Annotated in this window: 22 protein-coding genes; all 22 read left to right on the top strand. The window is 32.1% G+C overall.

Going from position 1 to position 25885, the window contains the following annotated elements:
* The first annotated feature begins 6 nt into the window (after positions 1 to 6).
* The 22 genes from C8C87_RS02370 (at position 7) to C8C87_RS02475 (ending at position 25881) form a co-directional block, all read left to right on the top strand.
* Complete coding sequence (locus C8C87_RS02370) at positions 7 to 2475, top strand: polysaccharide biosynthesis tyrosine autokinase (RefSeq protein WP_121340962.1); 2469 nt, start codon at positions 7 to 9, stop codon at positions 2473 to 2475.
* 22 nt (positions 2476 to 2497) lie between these two features.
* Positions 2498 to 3481 (top strand): SDR family oxidoreductase, encoded by a 984-nt coding sequence (locus C8C87_RS02375; protein WP_121343266.1) that lies wholly within the window; start codon positions 2498 to 2500, stop codon positions 3479 to 3481.
* A 64-nt stretch (positions 3482 to 3545) separates the two neighbouring features.
* Positions 3546 to 4937 carry a UDP-glucose 6-dehydrogenase gene (locus C8C87_RS02380; RefSeq protein ID WP_121340963.1) on the top strand — a complete coding sequence of 464 codons (1392 nt, stop codon included), beginning with the start codon at positions 3546 to 3548 and terminating at the stop codon, positions 4935 to 4937.
* A gap of 142 nt (positions 4938 to 5079) precedes the next feature.
* Positions 5080 to 5544: a UpxY family transcription antiterminator gene (locus tag C8C87_RS02385; protein WP_121340964.1), complete on the top strand. Its 465-nt coding sequence runs from the start codon at positions 5080 to 5082 to the stop codon at positions 5542 to 5544.
* 503 nt (positions 5545 to 6047) lie between these two features.
* A complete protein-coding gene (locus C8C87_RS02390; RefSeq protein WP_121340965.1) occupies positions 6048 to 7331 on the top strand; it encodes a nucleotide sugar dehydrogenase in 1284 nt (427 codons plus the stop codon).
* A 51-nt stretch (positions 7332 to 7382) separates the two neighbouring features.
* The gene (locus C8C87_RS02395) at positions 7383 to 8390 is read left to right on the top strand and encodes a mannose-1-phosphate guanylyltransferase (RefSeq protein WP_121340966.1); all 1008 of its coding nucleotides are present in this window, start codon (positions 7383 to 7385) and stop codon (positions 8388 to 8390) included.
* 8 nt (positions 8391 to 8398) lie between these two features.
* Positions 8399 to 9349: a GDP-L-fucose synthase gene (locus C8C87_RS02400; RefSeq protein WP_121340967.1), complete on the top strand. Its 951-nt coding sequence runs from the start codon at positions 8399 to 8401 to the stop codon at positions 9347 to 9349.
* An 86-nt stretch (positions 9350 to 9435) separates the two neighbouring features.
* Positions 9436 to 10560 carry a GDP-mannose 4,6-dehydratase gene (gmd, locus tag C8C87_RS02405; protein ID WP_121340968.1) on the top strand — a complete coding sequence of 375 codons (1125 nt, stop codon included), beginning with the start codon at positions 9436 to 9438 and terminating at the stop codon, positions 10558 to 10560.
* Positions 10561 to 10569: 9 nt separating this feature from the next.
* The gene (locus C8C87_RS02410; protein WP_121340969.1) at positions 10570 to 11640 is read left to right on the top strand and encodes an acyltransferase; all 1071 of its coding nucleotides are present in this window, start codon (positions 10570 to 10572) and stop codon (positions 11638 to 11640) included.
* A gap of 157 nt (positions 11641 to 11797) precedes the next feature.
* The gene (locus C8C87_RS02415; RefSeq protein WP_121340970.1) at positions 11798 to 13102 is read left to right on the top strand and encodes a lipopolysaccharide biosynthesis protein; all 1305 of its coding nucleotides are present in this window, start codon (positions 11798 to 11800) and stop codon (positions 13100 to 13102) included.
* Between the two features lie 24 nt (positions 13103 to 13126).
* Complete coding sequence (locus C8C87_RS02420; RefSeq protein ID WP_121340971.1) at positions 13127 to 13924, top strand: hypothetical protein; 798 nt, start codon at positions 13127 to 13129, stop codon at positions 13922 to 13924.
* A gap of 100 nt (positions 13925 to 14024) precedes the next feature.
* A complete protein-coding gene (glf, locus tag C8C87_RS02425; protein WP_121340972.1) occupies positions 14025 to 15128 on the top strand; it encodes a UDP-galactopyranose mutase in 1104 nt (367 codons plus the stop codon).
* 63 nt (positions 15129 to 15191) lie between these two features.
* Positions 15192 to 16253 (top strand): acyltransferase family protein, encoded by a 1062-nt coding sequence (locus C8C87_RS02430; protein ID WP_158589727.1) that lies wholly within the window; start codon positions 15192 to 15194, stop codon positions 16251 to 16253.
* Positions 16254 to 16257: 4 nt separating this feature from the next.
* Entirely contained in the window at positions 16258 to 17115 is an 858-nt protein-coding gene (locus tag C8C87_RS02435; RefSeq protein WP_121340974.1) for a glycosyltransferase family 2 protein, read from the top strand.
* Between the two features lie 399 nt (positions 17116 to 17514).
* The gene (locus C8C87_RS02440) at positions 17515 to 18396 is read left to right on the top strand and encodes a glycosyltransferase family 2 protein (RefSeq protein ID WP_121340975.1); all 882 of its coding nucleotides are present in this window, start codon (positions 17515 to 17517) and stop codon (positions 18394 to 18396) included.
* Between the two features lie 163 nt (positions 18397 to 18559).
* Entirely contained in the window at positions 18560 to 19081 is a 522-nt protein-coding gene (locus C8C87_RS02445) for a DapH/DapD/GlmU-related protein (RefSeq protein ID WP_233549992.1), read from the top strand.
* A 2-nt stretch (positions 19082 to 19083) separates the two neighbouring features.
* Positions 19084 to 20175 carry a glycosyltransferase gene (locus tag C8C87_RS02450; protein ID WP_121340977.1) on the top strand — a complete coding sequence of 364 codons (1092 nt, stop codon included), beginning with the start codon at positions 19084 to 19086 and terminating at the stop codon, positions 20173 to 20175.
* 6 nt (positions 20176 to 20181) lie between these two features.
* On the top strand, positions 20182 to 21171 hold the full coding sequence (locus C8C87_RS02455; protein ID WP_121340978.1) for a glycosyltransferase family 2 protein: 990 nt from the start codon (positions 20182 to 20184) through the stop codon (positions 21169 to 21171).
* A gap of 1 nt (position 21172) precedes the next feature.
* Positions 21173 to 22207: an acyltransferase gene (locus C8C87_RS02460; RefSeq protein WP_121340979.1), complete on the top strand. Its 1035-nt coding sequence runs from the start codon at positions 21173 to 21175 to the stop codon at positions 22205 to 22207.
* 1 nt (position 22208) lies between these two features.
* Entirely contained in the window at positions 22209 to 23459 is a 1251-nt protein-coding gene (locus C8C87_RS02465; protein ID WP_121340980.1) for a glycosyltransferase family 4 protein, read from the top strand.
* Between the two features lie 76 nt (positions 23460 to 23535).
* A complete protein-coding gene (locus C8C87_RS02470) occupies positions 23536 to 24828 on the top strand; it encodes a hypothetical protein (protein ID WP_233549993.1) in 1293 nt (430 codons plus the stop codon).
* 93 nt (positions 24829 to 24921) lie between these two features.
* Positions 24922 to 25881, top strand: a complete 960-nt coding sequence (locus C8C87_RS02475) for a GDP-mannose 4,6-dehydratase (protein ID WP_121340982.1) — start codon at positions 24922 to 24924, stop codon at positions 25879 to 25881.
* The last annotated feature ends 4 nt before the right edge of the window (positions 25882 to 25885 follow it).

The following is a 25885-nucleotide window of genomic DNA, read 5'->3' on the forward strand; positions in this document are numbered from 1 at the left end:
CAAAAAATGTTAGATATAAAAGATTTTTCGATTTTTGAAAACCAAGTAAGCTTTGACTTCAAGGGTTTCTTAATAAAAATCGGAAGTTATTGGAAGTGGTTTTTAATAAGTTTATTAATCACCTTCACAATTGCGTATCAGGTGAATATTCGTAAAGAAAAAATTTACGGTATGGAAACACTTATTTCTGTAAAAGAAGAAAGCAATCCGCTTTTTACCTCAAATACCAGCTTGGTTTTTAATTGGGGAGGAACTTCAGATCAGGTTCAGACCATATCAACGACTTTGCAGTCCAGATCTCACAATGAGCTGGTTGTTGATAAATTACAATATTATATTAATTACTTAGTTCAAGGTGAATATAATTTGGTAGATGCTTATGGATCAGTTCCTTTTTATGTTAATATTGATAAGTCAAAAGGGCAACTAGCTGGAACCTTAATAGGAATTAAGTTTATAAGTGAAGATACGTATGAAATTAGAATTCCGTTTCAGAGCCAAAATGTTTCTATAATTACGTATTCTGATAATTCATATAGTAATACAGCAGTAGCAACAGGAGATTTTGTAAAAAGGTATAAGGTTGGCGAAAAAGTTTCTTTGCCCTTTTTAAATTGGAAGTTGCAAATAAATGAAAATCCAGGTTTCTATAAAGGAAATGAATACTTTGTGCAGTTTAATGATTTTAACGGAACAGTATCAGGGTATAAAGGAATAAGCGTAAGGTCAGATGATAAAGGCGGTTCTATAATTACCTTAGGCATGCAGGGAACTAATAAAGCGAGAATGGTTGAGTATTTGAATGCAACTGTTAAAATGCTTATCAAAAGGCAGTTAGATAGTAAAAACCAGTTTGCAACCAATACTATTGCCTTTATAGATAGCACATTAGTAACGATGGAATCCCAACTTAAGGAAACTGGGAATGAGCTAAAAAGCTTCAGAAAAGGTAAAAATATATACGATATAGAAGAAGGCGGAGCTAAATTTTCTGAAAAGATTTTGGAATTTGATGTCAAAAAAGACGAGGTTAATCGCAAAATGGCATATTATAATTCTTTGAAAGCATATTTGAAAAACAGCGTAAACTATGCTAAACTTCCCGCACCTTCGGTTGCAGGAATAGAAGATCCTAATATTGTAGTAAATGTTTCAAAATTAATTGCATTGTCTACACAAAGATCTGAAATGGCTTATGCTGTAAAGAGTGATAAAATATTTAAGGATTTTGACAATCAAATGGAGGCTGTCAAAAATGTTTTATTAGAAAATATAGCAACAGCAAAAGCTTCTCTTCAGTATGATTTAGCTATGGTGAGCAGCAAAATAAATGAGACTGAAAGTACTATAAAGCAGCTTCCTGAGGATCAACAGGAGCTTATTAAAATTAAAAGAAAATATGATTTAAGTGATAATATTTACAGCACCTTTCTTCAAAAAAGAAGCGAAGCAGACATTGTTAAGGCGGCAAATTTATCAGATGTTCATTTTATAGATCCCGCTAAGGATGTTGGCGGAGGACTTATAGGGCCAAAAACATCAGTTAATTATGTATTGGCTTTATTTCTGGGGATACTTTTTCCATTGGTTTTTGTATTTGCAGTTTTCTTTATCAATAATTCGATTCAGAATGCTGAGGATATCAGTAAGATGACAAAAATTCCTTTAATAGGTGTTGTTGGAGTCAATAAAGAGAATACCAATTTAGCTGTTTATGATAAGCCAAAATCAGCTTTATCTGAATCCTTTAGAGCCATTCGTTCTTCTCTTCAGTTTCTCTATAAGCAACAAAATTTAGATGGTGCAAAGACACTAATGATCACCTCTTCGGTGAGTGGTGAGGGAAAAACATTTTGTTCTATAAATATCGCTACGGTATTTGCACTTAGCGAGAAAAAAACAGTGGTTATTGGTTTGGATTTAAGAAAGCCAAAACTCTCTACTGAATTTAATTTGTCGAATGAAGTTGGGGTAGTCAATTATCTGATAAAGCAAAAAACGATTGACGAAATCATAAATCATACACACATACCTTTTCTAGATGTTATTTTGTCAGGGCCAATTCCTCCAAATCCTGCTGAAATGATAATGAGTGAAGGAATGGGAGAATTGATAGGAGAGTTAAAGAAAAAATACGATTATATTATTTTGGATACGCCTCCAGTCGGCTTGGTGTCTGATGCTTTGGAGTTAGCTCAATATTGTGATGTTACCTTATATATAGTAAGACAGAATTTTACTAAAAAAGATATGATTACGCTGTTAAACAACAGAGTGAAACGCGGAGAGTTGAATAATACCAGTATCATTTTGAATGGTTTAGAGAATAAAGCAAAGTATGGTACGGGTTATGGATACGGTTATGGATACGGCTATGGTTATGGTACCTATGCAAATGGATACTATGAAGAGGGTAAAACTAAAAGTATTTATCAAAGAATAGCACAGAAGATTTTGAAAAAACATACGAAGTAATTGATTGTTTAAAAACCAACAGATGCAAGTAGAAACAAAAAGTTCCGTTTTAATTACGGGTGGGGCAGGATTTATCGGTTCTAATCTTTGTGAATATTTTTTGTCTAAAGAGTATGAGGTTGTTTGTTTTGATAATTTTGCAACTGGATATAGACATAATTTAAAAGACTTTATAAATCATCCGAATTTTCGTTTGATAGAAGGTGATATTCGTAATGCTATTGAATGTCAAAATGCAGTACAAGGTGTAGATTATGTTTTGCATCAGGCAGCTTTAGGTTCTGTGCCAAGATCTATTAATGATCCCATTACTACAAATGATGTAAATGTCTCCGGTTTTTTGAACATGATAGTAGCGTCAAGGGATGCAAAAGTTAAACGATTTATTTATGCAGCAAGTTCTTCTACCTACGGCGACTCAGAAGCTTTGCCTAAAGTTGAAGCGGTAATTGGAAAGCCACTTTCTCCTTATGCAATTACAAAATATGTAAATGAACTATATGCTGAAATTTTTAGCAGAACCTATGGTTTAGAGACAATCGGGTTGCGTTATTTTAATGTTTTTGGTCGAAAGCAAGATCCAAATGGAGCATATGCAGCGGTCATTCCTAAATTTGTAATGCAATTGATGCAATTAGAAAGCCCAAAAATAAATGGAGATGGGGACTATTCCCGTGATTTTACCTACATCGATAATGTTATTCAAATGAATGAATTGGCCATGTTAGTGAAAAATCCTGCAGCTATAAATACAGTTTACAATACTGCCTATGGTGACAGGAATACGTTGAATAATTTAGTTGATTATTTAAAGGAATTCTTAAGTGTTTACGATGAAAGAATTGCTGCTATAGATATAGAATATGGGCCTAATAGAGTCGGTGATATTCCTCATTCTTTGGCAAGTATTGAGAAGGCTAAATTATTATTGGGTTATAATCCAAAATATTCGATGCAAGAAGGATTGAAAGAAGCAGTTGAATGGTATTGGAATAATCTTAGGTAAAAATGTTTTTTAAGAAAAAGAACACAATAAATTAAAATATATTTGCAAATTAAAATTTAAATAAATGAAAATCACAAAAATTTGTTGCATTGGAGCTGGATATGTAGGTGGCCCAACGATGGCAGTTATAGCTCAAAAATGCCCACAAATACAAGTTACAGTAGTTGACTTAAATGAAGAACGTATAGCAGCTTGGAACGATGAGAATACCGATAATATTCCCATTTATGAGCCTGGATTAGATGAAATTGTTGGTGAGGCAAGAGGTAGAAATCTATTTTTCTCAACTGAAGTGGACAAAGCAATCGACGAAGCACAGATTATTTTTATATCAGTAAATACGCCTACAAAAACCTATGGGAAAGGGAAAGGGATGGCAGCTGATTTGAAATATATTGAATTGTGTGCGAGACAAATTGCCAGAGTAGCTAAAGACAACAAAATTGTAGTTGAAAAATCGACACTTCCTGTTAGAACAGCTGAAGCAATAAAAAGTATTTTAGACAATACCGGAAATGGCGTTCAGTTTCAAATTCTTTCTAACCCGGAGTTTTTGGCTGAAGGTACTGCTGTTCAGGATTTATTGAATCCGGATAGAATTTTAATTGGAGGAGATCCTTCGGAAGAAGGACAAAAAGCGATACAGGCACTTGTTGACGTGTATTCAAATTGGGTTTCTTCAGCTCAAATATTGACAACTAATTTATGGTCATCAGAGTTGTCAAAACTGACAGCGAATGCATTTTTGGCACAAAGAATTTCGTCGATTAATGCAATGTCTGAGCTTTGTGAAAAAACTGGGGCAGATGTAAATGAAGTGGCAAAAGCTATAGGAATGGATAGCAGAATAGGATCAAAATTCCTGAAAGCTTCGGTTGGTTTTGGAGGTTCTTGTTTTCAAAAAGATATATTAAATTTGGTTTATATCGCTAAATCGTACGGACTAAATGAAGTTGCTGATTATTGGGAGCAGGTAATTATAATGAATGATCATCAGAAAAGGCGTTTTTCGAACAATATAATTCAAACACTTTACAATACCGTTTCTGATAAAAAAATAACCTTTCTTGGTTGGGCTTTCAAAAAAGATACGAATGACACTAGAGAATCTGCGGCTATTTATGTTGCAGATGATTTAATAAATGAACATGCAAAAATTGCTATTTACGACCCTAAGGTATCTAATAAAAAGATCATTAACGATTTAAATTATTTAGAAACCAGAAGCGCTGAGTTAAATACGAATAGTGTTAGTTCTTTTGATAATCCATATGAGGCATGCCATAATGCTCATGCAATAGCGGTACTTACCGAATGGGATGAATTTATTAATTATGATTGGCAAAAGATATATGATTCCATGCAAAAACCTGCTTTTGTTTTTGATGGAAGAAACTTGTTGAATGCATCAGAATTAAGAGCTATTGGTTTTGTATATCAGGCTATAGGTTCGTAAAAAAAATAGATTATTAACATGTAAAAATAACTAAGAGACAAGATTAGAGTGTTATTATGAATCAAGTAGAGATGTATTGTCTCTCGTAGAAGTTTATTTCGATCAATGACACTAAAACTATTAGTGTAATACAAAATATAAGATGAATTGGTATGTAGTTTATACAAAGCCCAAATGGGAGAAAAAAGTTGCAGAACAATTAAGAAATAAAGGAATAGAGTGCTATTGTCCTTTGATCACACAAGTTAGGCAATGGTCAGATAGAAAGAAAAAAGTAGAAGTCCCACTTTTTAATTCCTATGTTTTTGTTCAACTGCCAGATTCTGAAAGAAACGCAGTATTTCAATCTGTTGGCGTGGTGCGTTATTTGTTTTGGTTAGGAAAACCAGCTATAGTTCGTGACGAAGAGATTAGTATTATAAAGAAATGGTTGAATCCTTCTGAAGGAAACGATGTTTCAATACTTTCTTTTCAAATTGGAGATGCTATACAATTGGATTCCGGACCATTTTCTAATCAAAAAGCAATTGTTCAAGAGGTTACTAATACCCATTATGTATTGGTTTTGGAATCGTTGGGTTGTGTCTTAAAGATGAAGTATAAATAATAGCTATTATCACATTTTTTAGGGTAATTTATATTAGATGCCTTCTGTAGTGTGCTTAAAAAATTTTAAAAATGCGAAAGCCTAGCTCAATTGAGCTAGGCTTTCGCATTTTTAAAATAGACATGGATTCGGAATTAGCAGTAATTTTTATATTTAAATAATTTATTGCACTTTCAGTCTTATAAATGTCACTATTAGTTTCGATTTTATAAGGGTTAGTTTAAAATCTCTTTTGTGTGTTTTTTATCACCAATTTAGGTGATTTTTTGGAGTACTTTCATTGGTTTTAAAAATGCTTCTTACTGGTTTTTAGTTGTTTATGTTTTTGTTTGGTTTTTGTGAAAGTATAGTCTTATTTCGAGGGGTAAATAATAGATGAAAAATCGGCATAATGTACCTATATTTGCCCTCTTAAATTATTCTGTTTTCAGCTCATTTCTGTGAGTATGATTTGCGAAGCAGTGTAATAAAGTTAACGATAGTTACTTATAATTGTTTAAAAAATGCATTCTAAGACAAAAATAGCTGTAATTGGTTTGGGTTATGTAGGTTTACCATTGGCAAGATTGTTTGCAACCAAACATGCTGTTGTTGGATTTGATATCAATCTATCTAGGGTTAGTTCATTAAAATCAGGTACTGATACTACATTTGAAGTAGATGACGTTACCTTGCAAAAAGTGTTATTGGAGCAGCCAAGTGATGCTATTGGTTTGTACTGTACTACTGATGTTAATGATATTGCAGATTGTAATTATTATATTGTTACGGTGCCTACTCCGGTTGATAAGAATAACCGCCCAGATTTAACTCCATTATATAAATCCAGCGAAACTGTTGGTTCAGTTTTAAAAAAAGGAGATGTCGTTATTTATGAATCTACCGTTTATCCTGGGGTAACTGAGGAAGAATGTGTACCTGTTTTAGAGCGTATTTCTGGATTGAAATTTAATGTAGATTTTTTCGCGGGTTATTCTCCTGAAAGAATTAATCCGGGAGATAAAGAACATACAGTTGAGAAAATTTTAAAAATCACTTCAGGTTCAACTTTCGAGATTGGCCAAAAAGTAAATGAATTATATAAGTCTGTTATTACTGCGGGTACACACTTGGCACCATCTATTAAGGTTGCCGAAGCTGCCAAAGTAATCGAAAACTCTCAGCGAGACATCAATATTGCTTTTGTAAACGAGTTAGCTAAAATATTCAATTTGATGAATATAGATACGCAAGCCGTTTTAGAAGCAGCGAGAACCAAATGGAATTTTCTGCCTTTTAAACCCGGCTTAGTTGGAGGTCATTGCATTGGGGTAGATCCTTATTACTTGGCTCAACGAGCACAAGAATTTGGTTATCACCCTGAAATTATTTTAGCCGGAAGGCGATTGAATGACAGTATGGGCGAATATGTAGCTTCTCAAGTAGTGAAGTTGATGATTAAAAAAGGAATTTCGGTTAATGGAGCTACAGTTTTAATGCTAGGAATTACCTTCAAAGAGAACTGTCCGGATGTTCGTAATACAAAAATTGTGGATGTAATAGCTGCTTTAACGGATTACGGAATTACAGTAACGACGTATGATCCTCTTGCTAATCCATTAGAAGTAAAAAAAGAATATAACTTGGTTACGACAAATTTAATCCCAACTCGAAAATTTGATGCCGTAATTTTAGGAGTTGCTCACCATCAATTTTTAGATTTAGACTTATCCATTTTACAAAATGACACTAGTTTGTTGTATGATGTAAAAGGGGTTTTGGGTGACGCTGTTGATGGGCGGTTATAGAATACCATTAATAAAAAATGTATAGAATTAAAATAGCAATAAAAGTTCAGCATGGAAAATAAGCCTTCAATTACACATGTCATTCTTACTGGCGGAGTAGGCAGCAGATTATGGCCTTTATCCCGTAAAAGTCAACCTAAACAATATTTAGATTTGTTTGATGGTAAATCATTATTTGAAATGACTGTGGAGCGTAATCGTAATGTTGCCAATAAAATTATGGTTGTGGGCAATATTGATAATTGCCACCTGAGCAGGAAAGTAATGGAGAAATCAAATACTCCCTATTTAGATATCGTTGAATCCACTCCAAGAAATACGGCTGCCGCAATAGCTTTTGCCGCTTTTGCCTCGGATCCGGAAGATATTTTAATTGTAACCCCTTCGGATCATATTATTGATGCCATGGAAAATTATGAAGCAGCAATTAATGAAGCGGTAGAAAAAGCTTCCAAAGGCTATATTGTAACTTTCGGAATTGTACCCACTAAGCCAGAAATAGGATATGGTTATATTGAAAGAAAAGGAGATGACGTGATTTCTTTTCGAGAAAAACCAAACCAAGTAACTGCAAAGGATTTTATTGCCAAAGGGAATTTTTTATGGAACAGTGGCATGTTTTGTTTTAAAGCGGGTGTGTTTTTAGATGAACTACAATCCTTTCAACCAGATGTATATGAAATGTCTAAAATTGCATGGGATAGTAATAAAAATGGCACTTTAGATTTACAATTGTCTCTTGAAATTCCTTCTATCAGTATTGATTATGCAGTTATGGAAAGAAGTAAAAAAATAAAAGTAGTTCCCTCCACATTTATTTGGTCTGATTTAGGTTCTTTTGAATCCGTTTATGACTATCTGGTTTCTACGGGGCATTCTGTTGATAAAAATGGAAATATGGTTATTGGGACTGATAATTATACCGCTTTTGTGGGATTGAAAAATACTATTTTTGTTTACACGGAAACGGCTAATTTAATTTTACAAAAAGATAGTTCTCAAGATGTCAAGAATATATATAATCAGTTGGAAAGAGAAAATCCAGATTTGTTAAATTAGAAAAGGATATGAATAAAGATACTAAAATTTATATAGCAGGGCACAATGGTATGGTAGGTAGTGCTATCTGGAGAACCTTGTCTGCTAATGGATATACTAATTTATTGGGAGCTTCAAGCAGCGAATTAGATTTGAGAAATCAACAAGCTGTTACCGATTTCATAGCTATCGAAAATCCGGAGGTTATTATTGATGCTGCAGCGCGAGTAGGAGGGATATTAGCTAATAATAATTATCCTTATCAATTTATTATGGAGAACATGCAAATCCAGAATAATCTAATCGATTCTGCACTGCAATCCGGTGTAGAGAAGTTTATTTTTCTTGGAAGTTCTTGTATTTATCCTAAACTAGCGCCTCAACCCTTGAAAGAAGAGTACCTGCTTACCGATACTTTGGAACCCACTAATGAATGGTACGCTATTGCAAAAATTACCGGGGTGAAAGCCTGTGAAGCTATCCGAAAGCAATTTGGAAAGGACTATGTTAGTCTTATGCCAACTAATTTATATGGTACACATGATAATTTTGATTTGAATACGTCACATGTTTTACCTGCGATGATGCGTAAATTTCATGAGGCAAAGGAAAATAATCATGCTCCAGTTACTTTATGGGGAAGCGGAACTCCTATGAGAGAATTTCTGTTTGTAGATGATATGGCTCAATCTGTAGTATTTGCTTTAGAGAACAAATTGCCAGACTATTTATACAACGTAGGAACCGGTGAAGATTTGACTATAAAACATTTGGCAGAAACCATTCAAAAAATCACGGGACATCAAGGTGAAATTATTTGGGATGCAACCAAGCCGAATGGTACGCCAAGAAAATTAATGGATATAACCAAAATGCACGATTTAGGATGGAAACATCAGGTAAACCTTGAGGAGGGAATCCAAAAAACCTACGATTGGTTTTTAGAGCATATAAATGAAATTAAAGAAGTAAAAATGTAAATCGGAACGTCGAACGTTTTTCTTTAAATTAAGAATCAAGAACAAAAAATTACAATAAAAAATTACAATAAAATTACGACAATACTATGAGTACAACACAAAAAACAGCCTTTATAACAGGAGTAACAGGACAAGATGGGGCATACCTAAGTGAATTTTTACTGAAAAAAGGATATATTGTACACGGATTAAAAAGACGTTCTTCGTTATTTAATACCGATAGAATCGATCATTTGTATCAAGACCCACATGTAGACCATCGTAATTTCTTTTTGCATTATGGCGATATGACGGATGGAACAAACTTAATTCGTTTGATACAAGAAATTCAACCGGACGAAATTTATAATTTGGCAGCGATGAGCCATGTTGCGGTTTCTTTTGAAACACCTGAATATACCGGAAATGCTGATGGATTAGGGACTTTGCGTATTTTGGATGCGGTTCGTTTATTGGGGTTAGAAAAAAAGACCCGTATTTATCAAGCATCGACTTCTGAATTGTATGGTAAAGTACAGGAAGTGCCACAATCAGAAACGACTCCTTTTTATCCACGTTCCCCTTATGCTGTGGCTAAAATGTATGCTTTTTGGATTACGGTAAACTATAGAGAAGCTTATGGAATGTATGCTTGCAATGGTATTTTATTTAATCATGAATCCCCTATACGTGGTGAAACTTTTGTAACGCGTAAAATTACGAGGGCGACTTCTAAAATTGCTCTTGGATTACAAGATAAATTGTATCTAGGTAATCTTGATGCCAGACGTGACTGGGGGCATGCCAAAGATTATGTGCGTATGATGTGGATGATTTTGCAGGCTGATGAGGCAGAGGACTGGGTGATTGCGACAGGTAAAACGACTCCAGTACGGGATTTTGTACGTATGAGTTTTGCTGAAGTAGGGATTGAATTAGAGTTTAAAGGAGAAGGTGTTGATGAAAAGGGGTACGTTAAAGCTTGTACTAATCCAGAATTCCAACTAGAAATAGGAAAAGAAGTATTAGCGGTTGATCCCAAATATTTCAGACCAACAGAAGTAGATTTATTGATTGGCGATCCTACAAAAGCGAAAACTAAATTAGGTTGGGAATGTAAATATGATTTACCAGCATTGGTAAAAGACATGATGCAATCTGACTTAAAATTGATGCAAAAAGATCAGTACTTGAAAGATGGTGGATATGCCACTTTGAATTATTTTGAATAGGAAAGGGTAATGGTTAGAATTAAAAGTTTAGACGGCATAAGAGCAGTTTCAATTGTAATGGTTTTACTAGGTCATGGAAAAGAAACAATTGATCCAAAATATACTGATAATTTTATATTTAATGTAATTTCTAATAGTAGTTTGGGTGTAATGATTTTTTTTGTGATTAGTGGATATCTAATAACAAGTTTACTTCTTAAAGAAAAAGAAGTACATGGAAAAATAAGTATTAAGAATTTTTATATACGTAGGATTTTTAGAATTTTTCCAATTTTCTATTTATATATAATTACCATACTCATTTTAAAAAATATAGGTTATCATTCTATTTTTACGGACTATTCAACAGTTCTTTTTGCGGGCTTGTATTTATGGAATTATAAACATTTTTTTCAAATTCCTGAGACTAATGGGAATTGGTTTTTTGGTCATACTTGGTCATTGTCTTTAGAAGAACAATTTTATCTAATCTGGCCGTTTCTTTTTAGTAGGTTTAATATTAACAATTTAAAAAAAGTAACTATTGGAATTATTTTAATTTCTCCTTTTCTAGGATTAATTACTTATTTTATTTTGCCAAATAGTAGGGGGCAAATAGGAATGATGCTACCAACTGGGTCTGGTACCATATTTATGGGGTGTTTAGGAGCTATACTTGAAAAAGAAATTGATTTTAAAAAGAAATTAATAAGTTTGTTAAATAATAAGGCGTTGGTTTTTTTAGGCTTCCTATTTGTTTTTATTATTAATCCATTTTTGAGTAATAAGTTTGGCGGAGGTTATTCAATTCTTTTTGGTAATAGTCTTAACAGTGCTATTATAATGTTTCTTATTTTTTATTGTATTTACGTAACTTCATTGGTCTCTACTTTTCTAAATAAAAAATTACTTGTCAAAATTGGATTAATTTCATATTCTCTCTATATATGGCAACAATTATTCCTAACTGATTTAATCAATTTGCCTATAAACAGGTTTCCAATTAATTTAGTAATGTGTTTTGTGGTAGCAATTATTTCATATCACTTTATTGAAAAACCTATAAATAATTTAAAAACCAGGTTTAAATTAATTAAATAGTTTGTAAAAAATGTTTTTACATAGCTGATTTCTATTACTGACTTTGTTTCTAAAACAAATATTAACATTAAACTCTAAAATAAACATTAAATATTTTAAATTAACATCCATTGGTTTTCAGGTCAAAGGTATTTGGAAAGAGTAAAAATAATATAATTTGAAATCGAAATTTAATACGCTCAAACAACACCCCAAGTACGATACAGTAATCAATTGGGGGAAGCTGATCTCTATTACAGGTAGTGCTCAAATTATATTGCAAGCTGTAGGTTTTGTAAGTGGTATTTTGGTTATTAGGCTTTTGTCTACTCAGGAGTATGCGCTTTACACCCTAGCAAATACAATGTTAGGTACTATGACAATATTATCCGATGCTGGAATATCGACAGGGGTTATGGCACAAGGAGGTAAAATATGGCAGAATCAAGAAAAATTGGGATCTGTAGTGGCAACAGGCATGGATTTACGTAAAAAATTTGCTATTGTTAGTTTAATCGTTTCCCTGCCTATTTTGTTTTATTTATTACTACACAATGATGCCAGTTTACTAATGTCAATAATGATTTCATTGTCATTAATACCTGCTTTTTATGCAGCACTTTCAGATTCTTTGCTTGAGATTGTTCCTAAATTACACCAGTGTATCGTACCGCTTCAAAAAAACCAGATTGTAGTGAGTATTGGGAGATTAGTTCTTTCTGCTGTAAGTCTTTTTGTTTTTCCTTGGACTTTTATGGCAATTTTGGCAAGCGGCTTACCGCGTATTTATGGAAATATAAAATTAAAAAAAATATCAGAAGGTTTTATTGATACGGCTCAAAAACCCGATCCAATAGTTAGAGATAATATTTTAAAAGTTGTAAAAAAAAGTTTACCAACCCTAATATTTTATAGTTTTTCTGGACAAATTACAATTTGGATTGTTTCAGTATTTGGTAATGTTACTTCTATTGCACAATTAGGTGCATTGGGACGTATTGCAATTTTATTAAACTTATTTAGTGTGCTTATAGGCACATTGGTAGTTCCTCGTTTTTCGAGATTAGAAAATAATATTTCCAAATTATTATTGCGATATACTCAAGTGCTTCTTATATGTACTGTGTTGATGATTGTTTTTGCAGGAGGTATCTATGTTTTTGCAGATAGAATTTTATGGATATTAGGTAAAAACTATAGTTCACTTAATTTTGAATTGTTTCTTATAATGATTAGCGCTTGTTTAAACGTAATTTCTGGAGTAGCTTTTGGTCTTTACTCATCAAAAGGATGGATTTTACCTCCTTTGTATACAATTTTAAAAACGATTTTAGTTATTCTGGTTGCTAGTTTTGTTTTTGATTTATCAACTTTAGGAGGAGCTTTGTATTTAAATATTTTATTTTCAATCACCGCAGTGTTTACAGATGTTTTTTTTGGATATTATAATATACTGAAAATAGATTCAACAAGTAAATCGTAAGCATAAAATAAATTAAATGAACCAATGGAAGTACAAAATAATTTCAGATCTAAAATTAGAGGATTTTTTACTAAAATGAGAATTTTTATAAATTCGTTTAATGGATTCTTATTTCATTCTTTATATTGTAAATTTAGCAATAATACCAAAAACTACAAAAAAGTAATTATTAACTCTAATGTTAATTACTATGAGAAGACTTGTATTGCTTTAATTGATTCATTAGTTAAGTATGGTGTTAAAAAGGACGATATTATTTTGATGGTTGGAGGGTTTTCTAAGATAGAAAAGTTTTATTACCATGGTGTTGAATCTTATTTTTTAGATAATAATACGATTGATTTCACTGCTTTTATAGGTGTTTTAGATCTTGAATTGACTAATAGCGTTGATTACTTCTTTTACATACATGACACTACTGTAATTAATTCCAAAAAATTCACGAATGTGTTTTATAAATACCCTGTAAAAAAACAGCATGCATATTCTATAGGTACGTTTATTAGTATGAATATTGGGTTTTATTCTAAAGAAAGTTTAATTAAGAATAAAACGCTTATAATGAGTGCTAAAAACACGGATTACTCGCGTCAAGGGGTTTACAACTCTAAAGTTTTAGGTTTTGAAATGGAAGATGCTATTTTTAAAAATAGTTTTAAATATCGAAAGACAATTTTTTTAGGATATTCTTTCCCAATTGTAAATAAAACTATTTATGTTGGACAAGAAAGGATTGAAGAAAACTTTAAATACCTTGGAATACTCAAATATAAAGCAAATAGTGATCATGTAGGGAAATATAAAATAACACTTACAGATTAAATAACAAAATTCAATTAGGTTCTAAAAGTAAAATGCTATTAAAAATAAACGTCCATATAAATAAAGGCATATTATATCTAATGAGTATAAAAAAATATTTATGAATAAAAAATTTGATTATTTAATTGTAGGTTCCGGTTTATTCGGTTCTGTTTTTGCACATGAAGCAAAAAAGAAAGGAAAAACGTGTTTGGTGATAGATAAACGAAATCACTTAGGAGGTAATGTTTATTGTGAAAAAATTGAAGATATTAATGTACATAAATATGGTGCCCATATTTTTCATACCAATGATAAAAAAATATGGGATTATGTTAATAGTTTAGTTGAATTTAACCGCTATACTAATAGTCCTGTTGCAAATTACAAAGGTAAACTTTACAATTTACCCTTTAATATGAATACCTTTTACCAATTATGGGGGGTAAAAACCCCCGAAGAGGCTAAAAATAAAATTCAAGAACAAATTCAAGATTTAAATATTACTAACCCCAGTAATTTAGAAGAACAAGCATTGTCTTTAGTAGGTAAGGATGTTTATTTTAAGTTGATTAAAGGATATACAGAAAAACAGTGGGGCCGTAAAGCTACGGACCTGCCAGCATTCATAATTAAAAGACTCCCTGTTCGATTTACGTATGATAATAACTATTTTAATGATAACTATCAGGGAATACCTATTGGGGGTTATAACAAATTGATAGATGCATTATTGGACGGAATTGAAACTCTTACCGATGTAGATTATTTTGAAAATAGAGAGGATTGGAACGCTAAAGCTGACAAAGTTGTATTTACAGGTAGAATTGACGAGTATTTTGGATTTAAATATGGAAAATTAAATTATAGAAGTTTAAAGTTCGAAACTGAAATTCTTGCTACTGATAATTTTCAAGGAAATGCAGTAGTGAATTATACGGATTTTGAAACGCCATATACTCGAATACTGGAACACAAACATTTTGAGTTTGGAAATCAAAAAAAGACTGTTGTGACTAAAGAATACCCGCAAGAGTGGGAAGAAGGTAAGGAGCCATATTACCCTGTGAATGATAAAGATAACAATGATTTATTTGATAAATACAAAGAGTTATCAAAGAACGAATCGAATGTTATTTTTGGAGGACGGTTGGCCGAGTACAAATACTATGACATGCATCAAGTAATTGCTTCTGCTTTAAAAAAAGCAAGCGATTTAATATAACGAATGTTTGTGTTTCTTTTCTTATGTGGTAGTGAAAACAAATCATTCGATAAGTCGAAAATAATGAATGTAAAACGCTTAAATTCAATAGATATTGCTAAAGGGATTGCTATAATCCTAGTTGTAATAGGGCATACCTCTACACACTTAGGGATTGAAAAAGTTATTTATCAATTTCATATGCCACTTTTTTTTATTTTATCTGGATTTTTTTATCAAGATAATTATATTAAAGCACCTCTAGTTTTTTTATTAGTTAGTCTAAAAAGATTATACGCACCCTTTGTTATTAATGGATTGAGATTGTTTTTTATTGGTTTACTGATGACCTATTTGATTTTGGGATCTACTGGATTTTCATTCTTAGGAGGACTTAAATATATTCTCCTGATAATTTTAGGTTTAAATAGTCCACAATTTGGTGGAGGTGCTTTTTGGTTTCTTAGAGCTTTATTTATGGTAAGATTTCTTTATTTATTTATAATTTTATTCAGTAATAAAATTGAGAATACCAGTTTAAAAAATTGTATTGTCTTTATGTCCGTTTTTATATTTTTGATTATTGGTTATAAAACGCAGTTTCCATATTCAATAAGTTCTTCATTTATTGCTTTATTTTTTTATTATATGGGGAATTTATATGCTAAAAACCAAAAGTACATTAATTTGAATGGGTTTTTATTAATTCCAGCTATAGCTTTTGTAATAGGTTCATCGTATATTAATACAGTAGATTTAGCCTATAATACCTATACCTATTTTTCATTGTTTATTTTAAGTTCCATTTGTGGTACTTATGTAATATTATTTGTTTCAGAAAAAATAAAGCAGAATTATATTTTGGAATATATTGGGCAAAAGTCTCTGTCAATCATGATATTTCATTTTCTTTCATTTGTAACAATAAATTTAGTTATTGTATTACTATTTGATTTACCAATTGAAAGAATACTTGATTATCCTACTATTAAAGAGTATCGTTGGTGGTGGTTATTGTATAGTGCCGTAGGAGTTATAGCACCTCTTTTTATTGAAAAAATAATTGTGAGTCTTGAAAAAAAACTTCCGAGATATTTAACAAACACGTTTTGGTTTGAAAAATTAAATACTAAAATAATTAAATAATATTATGTTTATTTCCGTCGTAATACCCACCTATAATTTATTAGAAGATTGTATAAAGGCTTTGGACCCTTCTATACAAAATCCTTCTTGTAGCTATGAAGTCATAGTTTCGGATGATAAAGTTCCTTCGGAAGCTAAAAAAATGTTAGATGAAAAGTATCCCTGGGCAATATGGGTTGAGGGGCCACATAAGGGTGTGGCTGCCAATCGTAATAATGGCGTGAAATACACCAAAGGAGACTGGATTGTATTTATTGATAATGATTGTATCCCTTCTGAAAATTTGATTAATACTTATATTAAAGCTATTGAAGATAATCCTGAAATTTTAGTTTTTGAAGGTAGAATTAGTGCTGATCGTAAAAGACGCCATTTTTTGGAAGAGGCTCCTATCAATGAAAAAGGTGGATTATTTTGGACCTGTAATGTGATGGTAAACAAAGCCTATTTTGAAAACACCTTGAAAGGCTTTGATGAAAAATTCTATATGTATGGAGAGGATCTGGATATTCGGGAGCGTATCAAACTTGATGGGCAACCCATGCTATTTTTAAAAGACGCCTTTGTGATTCATCCTTGGCGTTTGCAAAAACATCCTGTTGAAATAGTAAAGCAAAAATCTGTTATGGTTAATTATTTATATAATAAACATCCGCAACTTTTTAAACCTTCAAGTCTTTTTGTGCATTTAAAAAATGAATTGCGTTTTTATATAAAACAGGTGTTGTTTAACCTTATACCCTTTAGAGGTCGAGGGGTATTTGATTTCATTAAAGCGCATATAGTAGAAAATAAATACAAAAAAATAGTACTAGACGAGAGTTTAAATAATACCGAAAACTGGACAAGGTTCTATAAATAATTTTAAAAAAAAATAAAGGAGTAACTAAACCCAATTAACAATTTATTAAATGAAATTTTTATCAGAACGAAGCCCCTACATTTGTAATCATAGTATAATAAATCGACCCAGCCACAGCCTGTGTTTATGGTATTATAAAAACATAATGGGTTTTGATTGTCAAATGAATAAGAGTGAGTTTTATTTAAAAAGAGTTACTCGTAAATCAATCCCCGCTCTAATGGCACTTTTTGTGTTTAATTATTTTAACCTCTATATTAGTGTTGTATGGTCGCTAATTAATGATAATAGCAAAATCAGTTTTTCTAATTACATTAATGACCAGTTTGGTTTTTGCTCTTGGTCAATTAACTCTTTTTATTCACAAATACAAAACATTTAAACGTTAATTTTAAGCCAATGGAAATTACTATATCTATTATAAATTACAATTACGGTCAATATTTAAAACAGGCTATAGAGAGCGCTTTGAATCAAACAACTGATGTGGATTATGAAGTGTTGGTAATAGATGATGGTTCGACAGATAATTCGGACGAGATTATAGCAAGTTATCAATCACATCCGAAATTTAGAAGTTCCAAAACTGAAAATCGTGGTTTTGCAGCAGCCTTAACGCGTGCTTTAACAGAGGCAAATGGTTATTATGTTTTTTTTATGGATGCAGATGATTATTTTGAGTTGGATAAAATCAATGTGATACTACCTTTGTTAAAAATGAAGACAAATTATTATGTAGCTGATTGCCCAAAACCTTTTGATAACAAAGGTGGATTTTATTCAAGTTATTTTCCACCTGGTTGTACTTCCACAGTAGCTGTTAATCGAGAGAAAGCATTGGTACTTTGCCCTGTAGAAAATGAATTGTGGTTTCATACTTTAAAAAAACTTGGATTTGGTATTTTTTTGGAGACCTCTTATACAAATTATAGAATACATGGTTCAAATATGACCAATAGAACTATTGCAGGAAAGTGGCAAAATTATTTATATAAGATGACATTTAATCTGTATAATCAACTAATTAAAGAATCTGATAACATTGCAGATGCGCTAAGTATTAAATCATCAAAAGTAATAAAAACAGCAAAATTTTTGAAAGCACAAGGGTATTACAATAAAACAGAAATGCATTTGGAGTTGGGTTCAAGATCAAAGGCATTCAAGGCATTTTTGAAAATGGTTTACTATAATTTAATTACTATTCATAGGATTAAATTTTTTGATATTAAAATGTTAATAAGGGTTATCTTAGTTTGGCCTTCACAAAAAAAAGGATAAGAAATATGAAAATGAACATCCTCTTTATATGCGGCGCAGCCTCCTAACCCGGAAAAGATAGAATAGGATATGGTATATGACCATTAAAAAATAAATTATAAACGATGTATTTCAGTAATTTATGAGCTTATTAGCAAGAATAATATTTAGAATCCGCTTTAAAATGAATTTTTCCAGAATCATAAGTACATGCTATTGGAAAATTCTAGGCATGCAAATAGGGCCAAAAACATTACTCAAAGGTACTCGAGTTACATGGCCTCATCAAGTAAAAATGGGCAAGCAATGCCGCTTAGAGCATGACATATATTTTCATTATGATGGGATTTATAAAACTGGTCCCTCCATAATTATTGGCAATAATGTTTTTCTTGGTTTTGGATGTGAATTTAACATCACAAAAAAAATTGTTATTGGTGACGACTGTTTAATAGCTTCGGGCTGCAAATTCATAGATCATAATCATGGTATGGAGTTGGGAGAATTGATGAGTACACAAACTGCACCAAAAAGTAAAATTGTTTTAGAAAACGATGTTTGGTTAGGTGCCAATGTCATTGTTTTAAAAGGTGTAACTATAGGCAAAGGGGCTATCGTGGCGGCTGGAGCTGTGGTAAATAAATCAATACAATCGTATGAAATTTGGGGTGGGGTACCAGCCAAAAAAATTAGCCAACGAATATAAATATGAAAACCATCTTTCTCTGTGGATCTGCTGAACCTGGTAAAGATGGTGTAGGTGATTATACTAGACGCTTGGCAGGAGAATTGATTCGTCAAGGGCATCAAGCTCAAATTTTGTCTTTATGTGATAAGCAGTCAACTAGTTTTGTTGAAGAGATCCAAGTGGTCGAAGAGACCCCTGTTTTAGTAAGACGTATACCGATAATGAGTACTTATAAGCAACGATTGGTTTGGACGCTAGGCATATTGAAGGAAGAATCACCAGACTGGATTTCATTACAATATGTGCCATATAGTTTTCATTCTAAAGGTTTACCATTGTGGTTGCCTAGATTTTTAAAAAAACTTGAAGGAAATCACAATTGGCACGTGATGTTTCATGAGTTGTGGCTGGGAATTAAACATAATGCTAGTTACAAAGAAAAAGTTTATGGTTTTTTTCAGAAAAATATAATTTACAGGCTTTGTAATACTATTACGTTTAAAAGCGTACATACGAGCACTGATGTTTATCAAAATAATTTATCGAAAATAAATGTTGATAGCCTTTTATTAGAGCTGTTTGGAAATATTCCAATCGTCAATAATTACAAAAAAATTGAAGTAAAAAAGTTTATTAAATTCATTCATTTTGGGTCATTGCATCCTGAAGCCAATGAAGTAGTTTTCTTAAATAAATTATCTATTTTTTTTAAATCTAAATCAATTTCTTTTCAAATAAATTTTGTGGGTAATACAGGTTCCAAAATTGAAAATTGGATAAACACCGCTAATAGTTTGGGAATTATAACCAATGTATTAGGAATGAAGTCAGATGTTGAAATTTCTAAAATTTTATTAGAATCTGATTATGGGGTAACTACAAACCCTATTGAATTTATTACAAAAAGTGGTTCAGCAGCGTCTATGGTCGAACATGGATTGTCAATACTGAGCGCAAGAGAAGACCAAAAACCATTAGGAATTAAAAGTGATTTATCATATGTCTATTACAGTAATGAAACCGATATGGGTTTATTAATAAAGTCTAAAAAACAAAAACCAGTTAGTAGACTTTCGAAAATTTGTCAAGAATTTTTAAAAAGTCTGAATTAATAAAATATGAATAGTAATTTATCAGTGGGAATCCCTACCTACAATCAAGCCCAATATTTAAGAATTTCGGTTTTAAGCGCATATCATCAGTCTTGTCGGCCTACTGAGATAGTTGTGTTTGATGATTGCAGTACTGATAATACAACTCAGGTTTTAGAAGAACTTAGTCTAGAGATAAAAGAGCTAAAAGTTGTTCGACAAGACCAAAACAAAGGAATTGCAATTAATAAAGAAGCTTGTTTGAAAGCTTGTATGGGTGATTACATTATTCTCTTGGATTCAGACGATAAACTGGAACCCAATTATGCGGAAACTTTGATTCAACTTCTTGAAAAATACCCAGAAGCGGGCTATGCTCATGGGAATGTACAAGAAATAGACGAAAATGATAATAAAACTAGGTTGAGAAACCTTTTCAGAAAAGAGGAATATATTGAGCCAGATAAAGATTTAAAGCGCCAATTAAGTGGTATGAGAGTTGCGGCAAATATTATTCTTTATAAAAAAGAAGCACTTATAAAAATTGATTATTTTAATTGTACTGTAAATTTCTGTGAAGACTGGTATATGCTGTGTCAAATTGCAGATGTTGGTTATGGAAATGTTTTTAGCAATAAAGTTTTAAGTTCCTATAGGGTTTGGTCAGATAGTGGTCAAGTGCGACAAAAAAGAAAATTAGAAGAAATTAACGGCTACAGAGCAGTATTTGACGAGGTACTGATTCCCGCTTTTATAAAAAGGAATTGGAATTTACTTAGTATAAGAAAAGCAAAATTGGCAAAGGCTGCAGAGCAATCTAAATCTTTGTCAGTTACCTATTTTAATAAGCAAGAAAAAAAAGAGATAGAAGCTGCCATACTTAAATTGTCTGATCATTTTTTAGTCAAAATGTATGTTTTTTTATATACATCTAGGTTATCAAAACTTTTGATTTATTTTGATTTATTGAAATTTAATTTTAAAAGTTACATCAAAAATAAATTAATTAAGCACTAAAATGAATTTTATTTTTTCCATCAAGCCAGGCTTATTTAGGTTGTTTTTGGCATTACTTGTAGTACTATATCATCTATCAAAATATATTTATCTAGGAGGCTTTGCAGTCTATTGTTTTTTTATTCTCAGTGGTTATTGGGTGGTAAAAATGTATACTGAGAAATATAGTAAATTAAAACAGCCTATATTAGAATTTTATGCTTCACGAATTATTAGACTCTATCCACTTTATTTATTAACGACTCTTTCAGCCATCCTGATGAATTTGATTTTTAAATCAGATTATTTGGATATAATTAAAGCGTACAGCCCTATTAATTGGATCACTATCTTCGGATTAATTGGGTATAATACAGGGCCTTGGGTGATTCCTCCGGCATGGTCATTAGATATAGAAATGCAATTTTATATTTTAATACCCCTTTTATGGATCCTACTTTTAAAGATTGAAAAATTTGGAATTATTTTACTGGTGTTGCTATCAGGTTTAATTTGGTTAAATTTTTCGTTTCATTTAATTGATACTGGTATCAACATTAAACCCACTGTACTGCCCTATCTTTTTTATTTTGCTTTAGGGATTGTGTTGTATTTAATCCCAAACATTTTTTCAAAAAAACAGGTAGTTTCAGGAATGTTTATGCTAGTTAGTATTGTTATAATTCACTACGTAGTACCTGCTTTAAGATTAAAAGTCATTGGAAAAAATGATGTTGATTATTTTGAACAAATAAATTTATTATTACCCTTGCTAATAGTTCCCTTTATAAGTTTTAATTTAAAAGTTAAAAGTAATCAAAGGGATAGGTACTACGGAAATTTATCCTATGCTATTTATTTATGCCATTGGGTACTTATTATCCCATATAATTATTACATTGAAAACTTAAGTTTTACAAATAGAATTCCGTATGCCTTCCTGTATCTGGTACTGACATTATTGACATCTCATTGTATACTACTGTATTTTGAAGCCCCAATTCAGGATAAAGTAAAATTTTTTTTTAATAAAAATCATAGTACTCAACAAAGTTAAAATGAAAATCATTGTATCTCACCCATCCTCCAACCAATTTTCAAGAGCTTTGGTTGCAAATTTAATTGAAAGGAAAATATTATTACGCTTTTTTACAGCTATTGCAATTTTTCCAAATCAGTTACTTTATAAATTTGGAAAAATAGGAATGTTAAAAGATATCAACAGACGTTCCTTTGATCAAAGTTTTAAAAAGTACACGAGTTCTAATCCTATTTTAGAAATTGGTCGTTTAATAACTCCTAAATTAAAACTGAAAAGGTTGACAAATCACGAAACAGGAATTTTTTGTACAGATAAGGTGTATCAGAGTCATGATCGGTGGGTAGCCAAGAACTTGTCTACAATAAAAGATAAAACGCTTACTTCAGTTTATGCCTATGAAGATGGAGCATTGGAAAGTTTTTTAAAAGCCAAAGAATTAGGTTTAAAATGTATTTATGATTTGCCAATAGCCTATTGGGAAACTGGGAGGGAACTTTTAAAAGAAGAAGTGCTGCGTTATCCAAAATGGGCTGATACTATGATAGGTGGAGCTACAGATAGCCAAAATAAATTAAATCGTAAGATTAAGGAGTTACAGTTAGCTGATTTTGTAGTGGTTCCCAGCTATTTTGTACTTGATTCGTTACCGACCTGGGTAAATAGAGAAAAAGTAATCGTTTCCCCTTTTGGTTCTCCAATTTATTGTGATGACAATAAGTATAAATCGGTTGTAAAAAAGGAAGCTAATGCACCTTTAAGGGTTCTTTTTGTTGGATCGATGGGACAGCGAAAGGGGTTGGCAGATTTATTTGCTGCTATGCGTTTATTGAATACTTCAAAAATAGAACTGGTTGTTTTGGGCTCTTTAATAGCCCCTCTTGATTTTTATAAAAATGAATTTGCTGATTTTAGGTATGAGAAAGGACGACCTCATGAAGAAGTATTGGCTTTAATGCGTTCTTGTGATGTATTTTGTTTGCCTTCCATAGTAGAAGGAAGAGCATTAGTAATGCAGGAAGCCATGAGTCAAGGATTGCCATTAGTTATTACGGCCAATACGGGTGGGAAAGATTTAATTATAGAAGGAGAAACAGGATTTTTGGTACCCATCCGTTCTCCAGAAGCTATAGCCAGTAAACTGAATTGGTTTCTGGAAAACAGAGCTGATATTCCCGAAATGGGAAAGAAAGCACAAGTGCATGCTGCCCAATATACTTGGGATAAGTATGCTGAAACTATTGTAAATGGAATTGCTGATTTTTTATAAAAAAAAATATAGTGTTGGGAACAAAAAATGTAAAGAACGAGTTAACCGAATTGTTTTTTAGTACTAAATGATTATAATGAAGAATACTAATTTACAATTTCTTAAAAAAGGAATTTGGGTCTATTTTATCCTTTTGATTATGGAAGGTGGATTGCGTCGTTGGTTTTTGCCTAGTTTGGCGACTCCTTTACTTATTATACGAGATCCTTTAGCCGCGTATTTATTATTTACAGCCTACCGTTTTAATTTTTTTCCGAAATACAGATTCCTTCCCCTTCTGTTTTGGATTGGAATTATAAGTATTTTTACGGCCCTCTTTTTTGGCCACGGCAATGTATTTGTTGCTTTATTTGGTGCGCGTATTTTATTGATACAATTCCCGATGTTATGTCTAATAGCTTGTATTTTTGATCGCTCGGATGTAATAGAGATGGGAAAGGTCATTTTATGGCTCTCCATTCCCATGGCCATTTTGATTTCCTTGCAGTTTTATAGCCCGCAGAGTGCGTGGGTGAATCGAGGGGTTGGCGATGAGCTGGGAGGAGCAGGATTTTCAGGAGCTAATGGGTATTTTAGGCCACCAGGCACTTTTTCCTTTATTTCAGGAACGGCTTCTTTTTTTGGTTTGGTAGCCTGTTTTGTTTTCTATTTTTGGTTGCAACCCAAATATATAAATAAATTAGTTTTAATTAGTGCAACTTTGGCACTACTGGTAGCGATACCTACTTCTATCAGTCGTTCCTTGTTTTTTGGAACAGTAATATCCTTACTTTTTTTTCTTGTGGCTAAGTCCAGTCAGCCCGGTTTTTTAAAAAATATGGTGCAATTGCTCTTGGGTTTTTTGGTATTGATTATTGTGGTTTTAAGTACCGATAAGTTCAATACGCAGATAGAGGCATTTACTGCTCGATTTACTTCTGCGAATGAAATAGAAGGAGGTTTAGACGGGGTACTAATAGATCGTTTTTTAGGTGGATTAGTGGGGGCCTTTATACATATTGATGATAGTCATGCTTTTTTTGGTCAAGGCATCGGAATGGGTACCAATGTAGGCGCGCAATTGCTTTCAGGAAAAACTGCTTTTTTAATTTCAGAGGGAGAATGGGGAAGACTTATTGGAGAAAGCGGAATGCTATTTGGGACCCTTATTATTTTAGTAAGAATCAGTATGACGGCCACTATAAGTATCCAATCGTTTAAATTCCTTAGGAGGGGTGATGCTTTGCCTTGGATGTTGTTGAGTTTTGGATTTATAAATTTATTGCAGGCTCAATGGGCACAACCTACCAATTTAGGGTTTTATGTGTTGATCGGAGGGTTGATTCTGGCTTCTCTGAAAAAAACCGAGCTGCAAAAAATAAAATATTAATTAAATGGAATGTTTCGTAAAAATAATAATCTTCAATACCTAGTCCGAAAATTGACAGATGGTTTTAAAAAATAATAATTTTAAATAAAATAAATGAAGACAGTATTAATTTGTGGAGTATCAGGTCAGGACGGGGGATACTTAGCTAAGTTATTATTAGAAAAAGGGTACACGGTTTATGGTGCATCAAGAGATGCTCAAATGTCATCCTTTTCTAATTTAAAAAAAATGGGTGTTTACGAAAAGGTTCATAAAATTTCAGTAAATATTAGCGATTTTAGAAGTGTATTACAATCAATTCAAAATATTAAGCCATCTGAAATATATAATTTAGCTGGCCAAAGTTCTGTTGGATTATCCTTTGAGCAGCCTGTTGAGGCAATAGAAAGCATCTCGTTGGGCACACTAAATTTATTAGAAGCGATTCGATTTAGCGGTCAAGCTATTAAATTTTATAATGCAGGTTCTAGTGAGTCATTTGGTGATACAGGTGGGAAAATTGCTCATGAAAACACACAGTTTAAACCAAGTAGCCCTTATGCTGTAGCGAAAGCATCTGCTTTTTGGCAAGTAGCTAATTACCGAGAAGCTTACGGTATTTTTGCTTGTACAGGAATATTGTTTAACCATGAATCTCCCTTACGGCCTGAAAGATATGTTACTCAAAAAATAGTATCTACAGCATGTCGAATTGCAAATGGAAGTACTGAAAAATTATTACTGGGAAATATAGAAATTGCTCGGGATTGGGGTTGGGCTCCTGAATATGTTGAGGCAATGTGGATGATGTTACAAATGGATCACGCTGAAGATTATATTATAGCGACAGGAAAAACGGTTAAATTGAAATATTTTATAGAAATGGTATTTAAATATTTAGGTTTAGATTGGAAAAATCATGTTGAAATCGATACTAATTTATTACGCCCCACGGACATAATGGGGAATTATGCCAACCCGCAAAAAGCAAATTTAGAACTAAAATGGAAGGCAAAATATGATGTCAATGACGTAGTGAAGTTTATGATAGAGGATTATAAAAAAAGCTTGTAATATA

Source organism: Flavobacterium sp. 120 (genome assembly GCF_003633605.1).
In the GTDB taxonomy this organism is placed as follows: domain Bacteria; phylum Bacteroidota; class Bacteroidia; order Flavobacteriales; family Flavobacteriaceae; genus Flavobacterium; species Flavobacterium algoritolerans.

Coding starts and splice junctions, on each gene's coding strand:
- glf (WP_121340972.1), top strand. CDS start 14,025: ATGAATAAAAAATTTGATTATTTAATTGTAGGTTCCGGTTTATTCGGT.
- C8C87_RS02445 (WP_233549992.1), top strand. CDS start 18,560: ATGAATTTTTCCAGAATCATAAGTACATGCTATTGGAAAATTCTAGGC.
- C8C87_RS02435 (WP_121340974.1), top strand. CDS start 16,258: ATGTTTATTTCCGTCGTAATACCCACCTATAATTTATTAGAAGATTGT.
- C8C87_RS02420 (WP_121340971.1), top strand. CDS start 13,127: ATGGAAGTACAAAATAATTTCAGATCTAAAATTAGAGGATTTTTTACT.
- C8C87_RS02455 (WP_121340978.1), top strand. CDS start 20,182: ATGAATAGTAATTTATCAGTGGGAATCCCTACCTACAATCAAGCCCAA.
- C8C87_RS02370 (WP_121340962.1), top strand. CDS start 7: ATGTTAGATATAAAAGATTTTTCGATTTTTGAAAACCAAGTAAGCTTT.
- C8C87_RS02465 (WP_121340980.1), top strand. CDS start 22,209: ATGAAAATCATTGTATCTCACCCATCCTCCAACCAATTTTCAAGAGCT.
- C8C87_RS02385 (WP_121340964.1), top strand. CDS start 5,080: ATGAATTGGTATGTAGTTTATACAAAGCCCAAATGGGAGAAAAAAGTT.
- C8C87_RS02410 (WP_121340969.1), top strand. CDS start 10,570: ATGGTTAGAATTAAAAGTTTAGACGGCATAAGAGCAGTTTCAATTGTA.
- C8C87_RS02460 (WP_121340979.1), top strand. CDS start 21,173: ATGAATTTTATTTTTTCCATCAAGCCAGGCTTATTTAGGTTGTTTTTG.
- C8C87_RS02375 (WP_121343266.1), top strand. CDS start 2,498: ATGCAAGTAGAAACAAAAAGTTCCGTTTTAATTACGGGTGGGGCAGGA.
- C8C87_RS02400 (WP_121340967.1), top strand. CDS start 8,399: ATGAATAAAGATACTAAAATTTATATAGCAGGGCACAATGGTATGGTA.
- C8C87_RS02380 (WP_121340963.1), top strand. CDS start 3,546: ATGAAAATCACAAAAATTTGTTGCATTGGAGCTGGATATGTAGGTGGC.
- C8C87_RS02470 (WP_233549993.1), top strand. CDS start 23,536: ATGAAGAATACTAATTTACAATTTCTTAAAAAAGGAATTTGGGTCTAT.
- C8C87_RS02430 (WP_158589727.1), top strand. CDS start 15,192: ATGAATGTAAAACGCTTAAATTCAATAGATATTGCTAAAGGGATTGCT.
- C8C87_RS02395 (WP_121340966.1), top strand. CDS start 7,383: ATGGAAAATAAGCCTTCAATTACACATGTCATTCTTACTGGCGGAGTA.
- C8C87_RS02475 (WP_121340982.1), top strand. CDS start 24,922: ATGAAGACAGTATTAATTTGTGGAGTATCAGGTCAGGACGGGGGATAC.
- C8C87_RS02390 (WP_121340965.1), top strand. CDS start 6,048: ATGCATTCTAAGACAAAAATAGCTGTAATTGGTTTGGGTTATGTAGGT.
- C8C87_RS02450 (WP_121340977.1), top strand. CDS start 19,084: ATGAAAACCATCTTTCTCTGTGGATCTGCTGAACCTGGTAAAGATGGT.
- gmd (WP_121340968.1), top strand. CDS start 9,436: ATGAGTACAACACAAAAAACAGCCTTTATAACAGGAGTAACAGGACAA.
- C8C87_RS02440 (WP_121340975.1), top strand. CDS start 17,515: ATGGAAATTACTATATCTATTATAAATTACAATTACGGTCAATATTTA.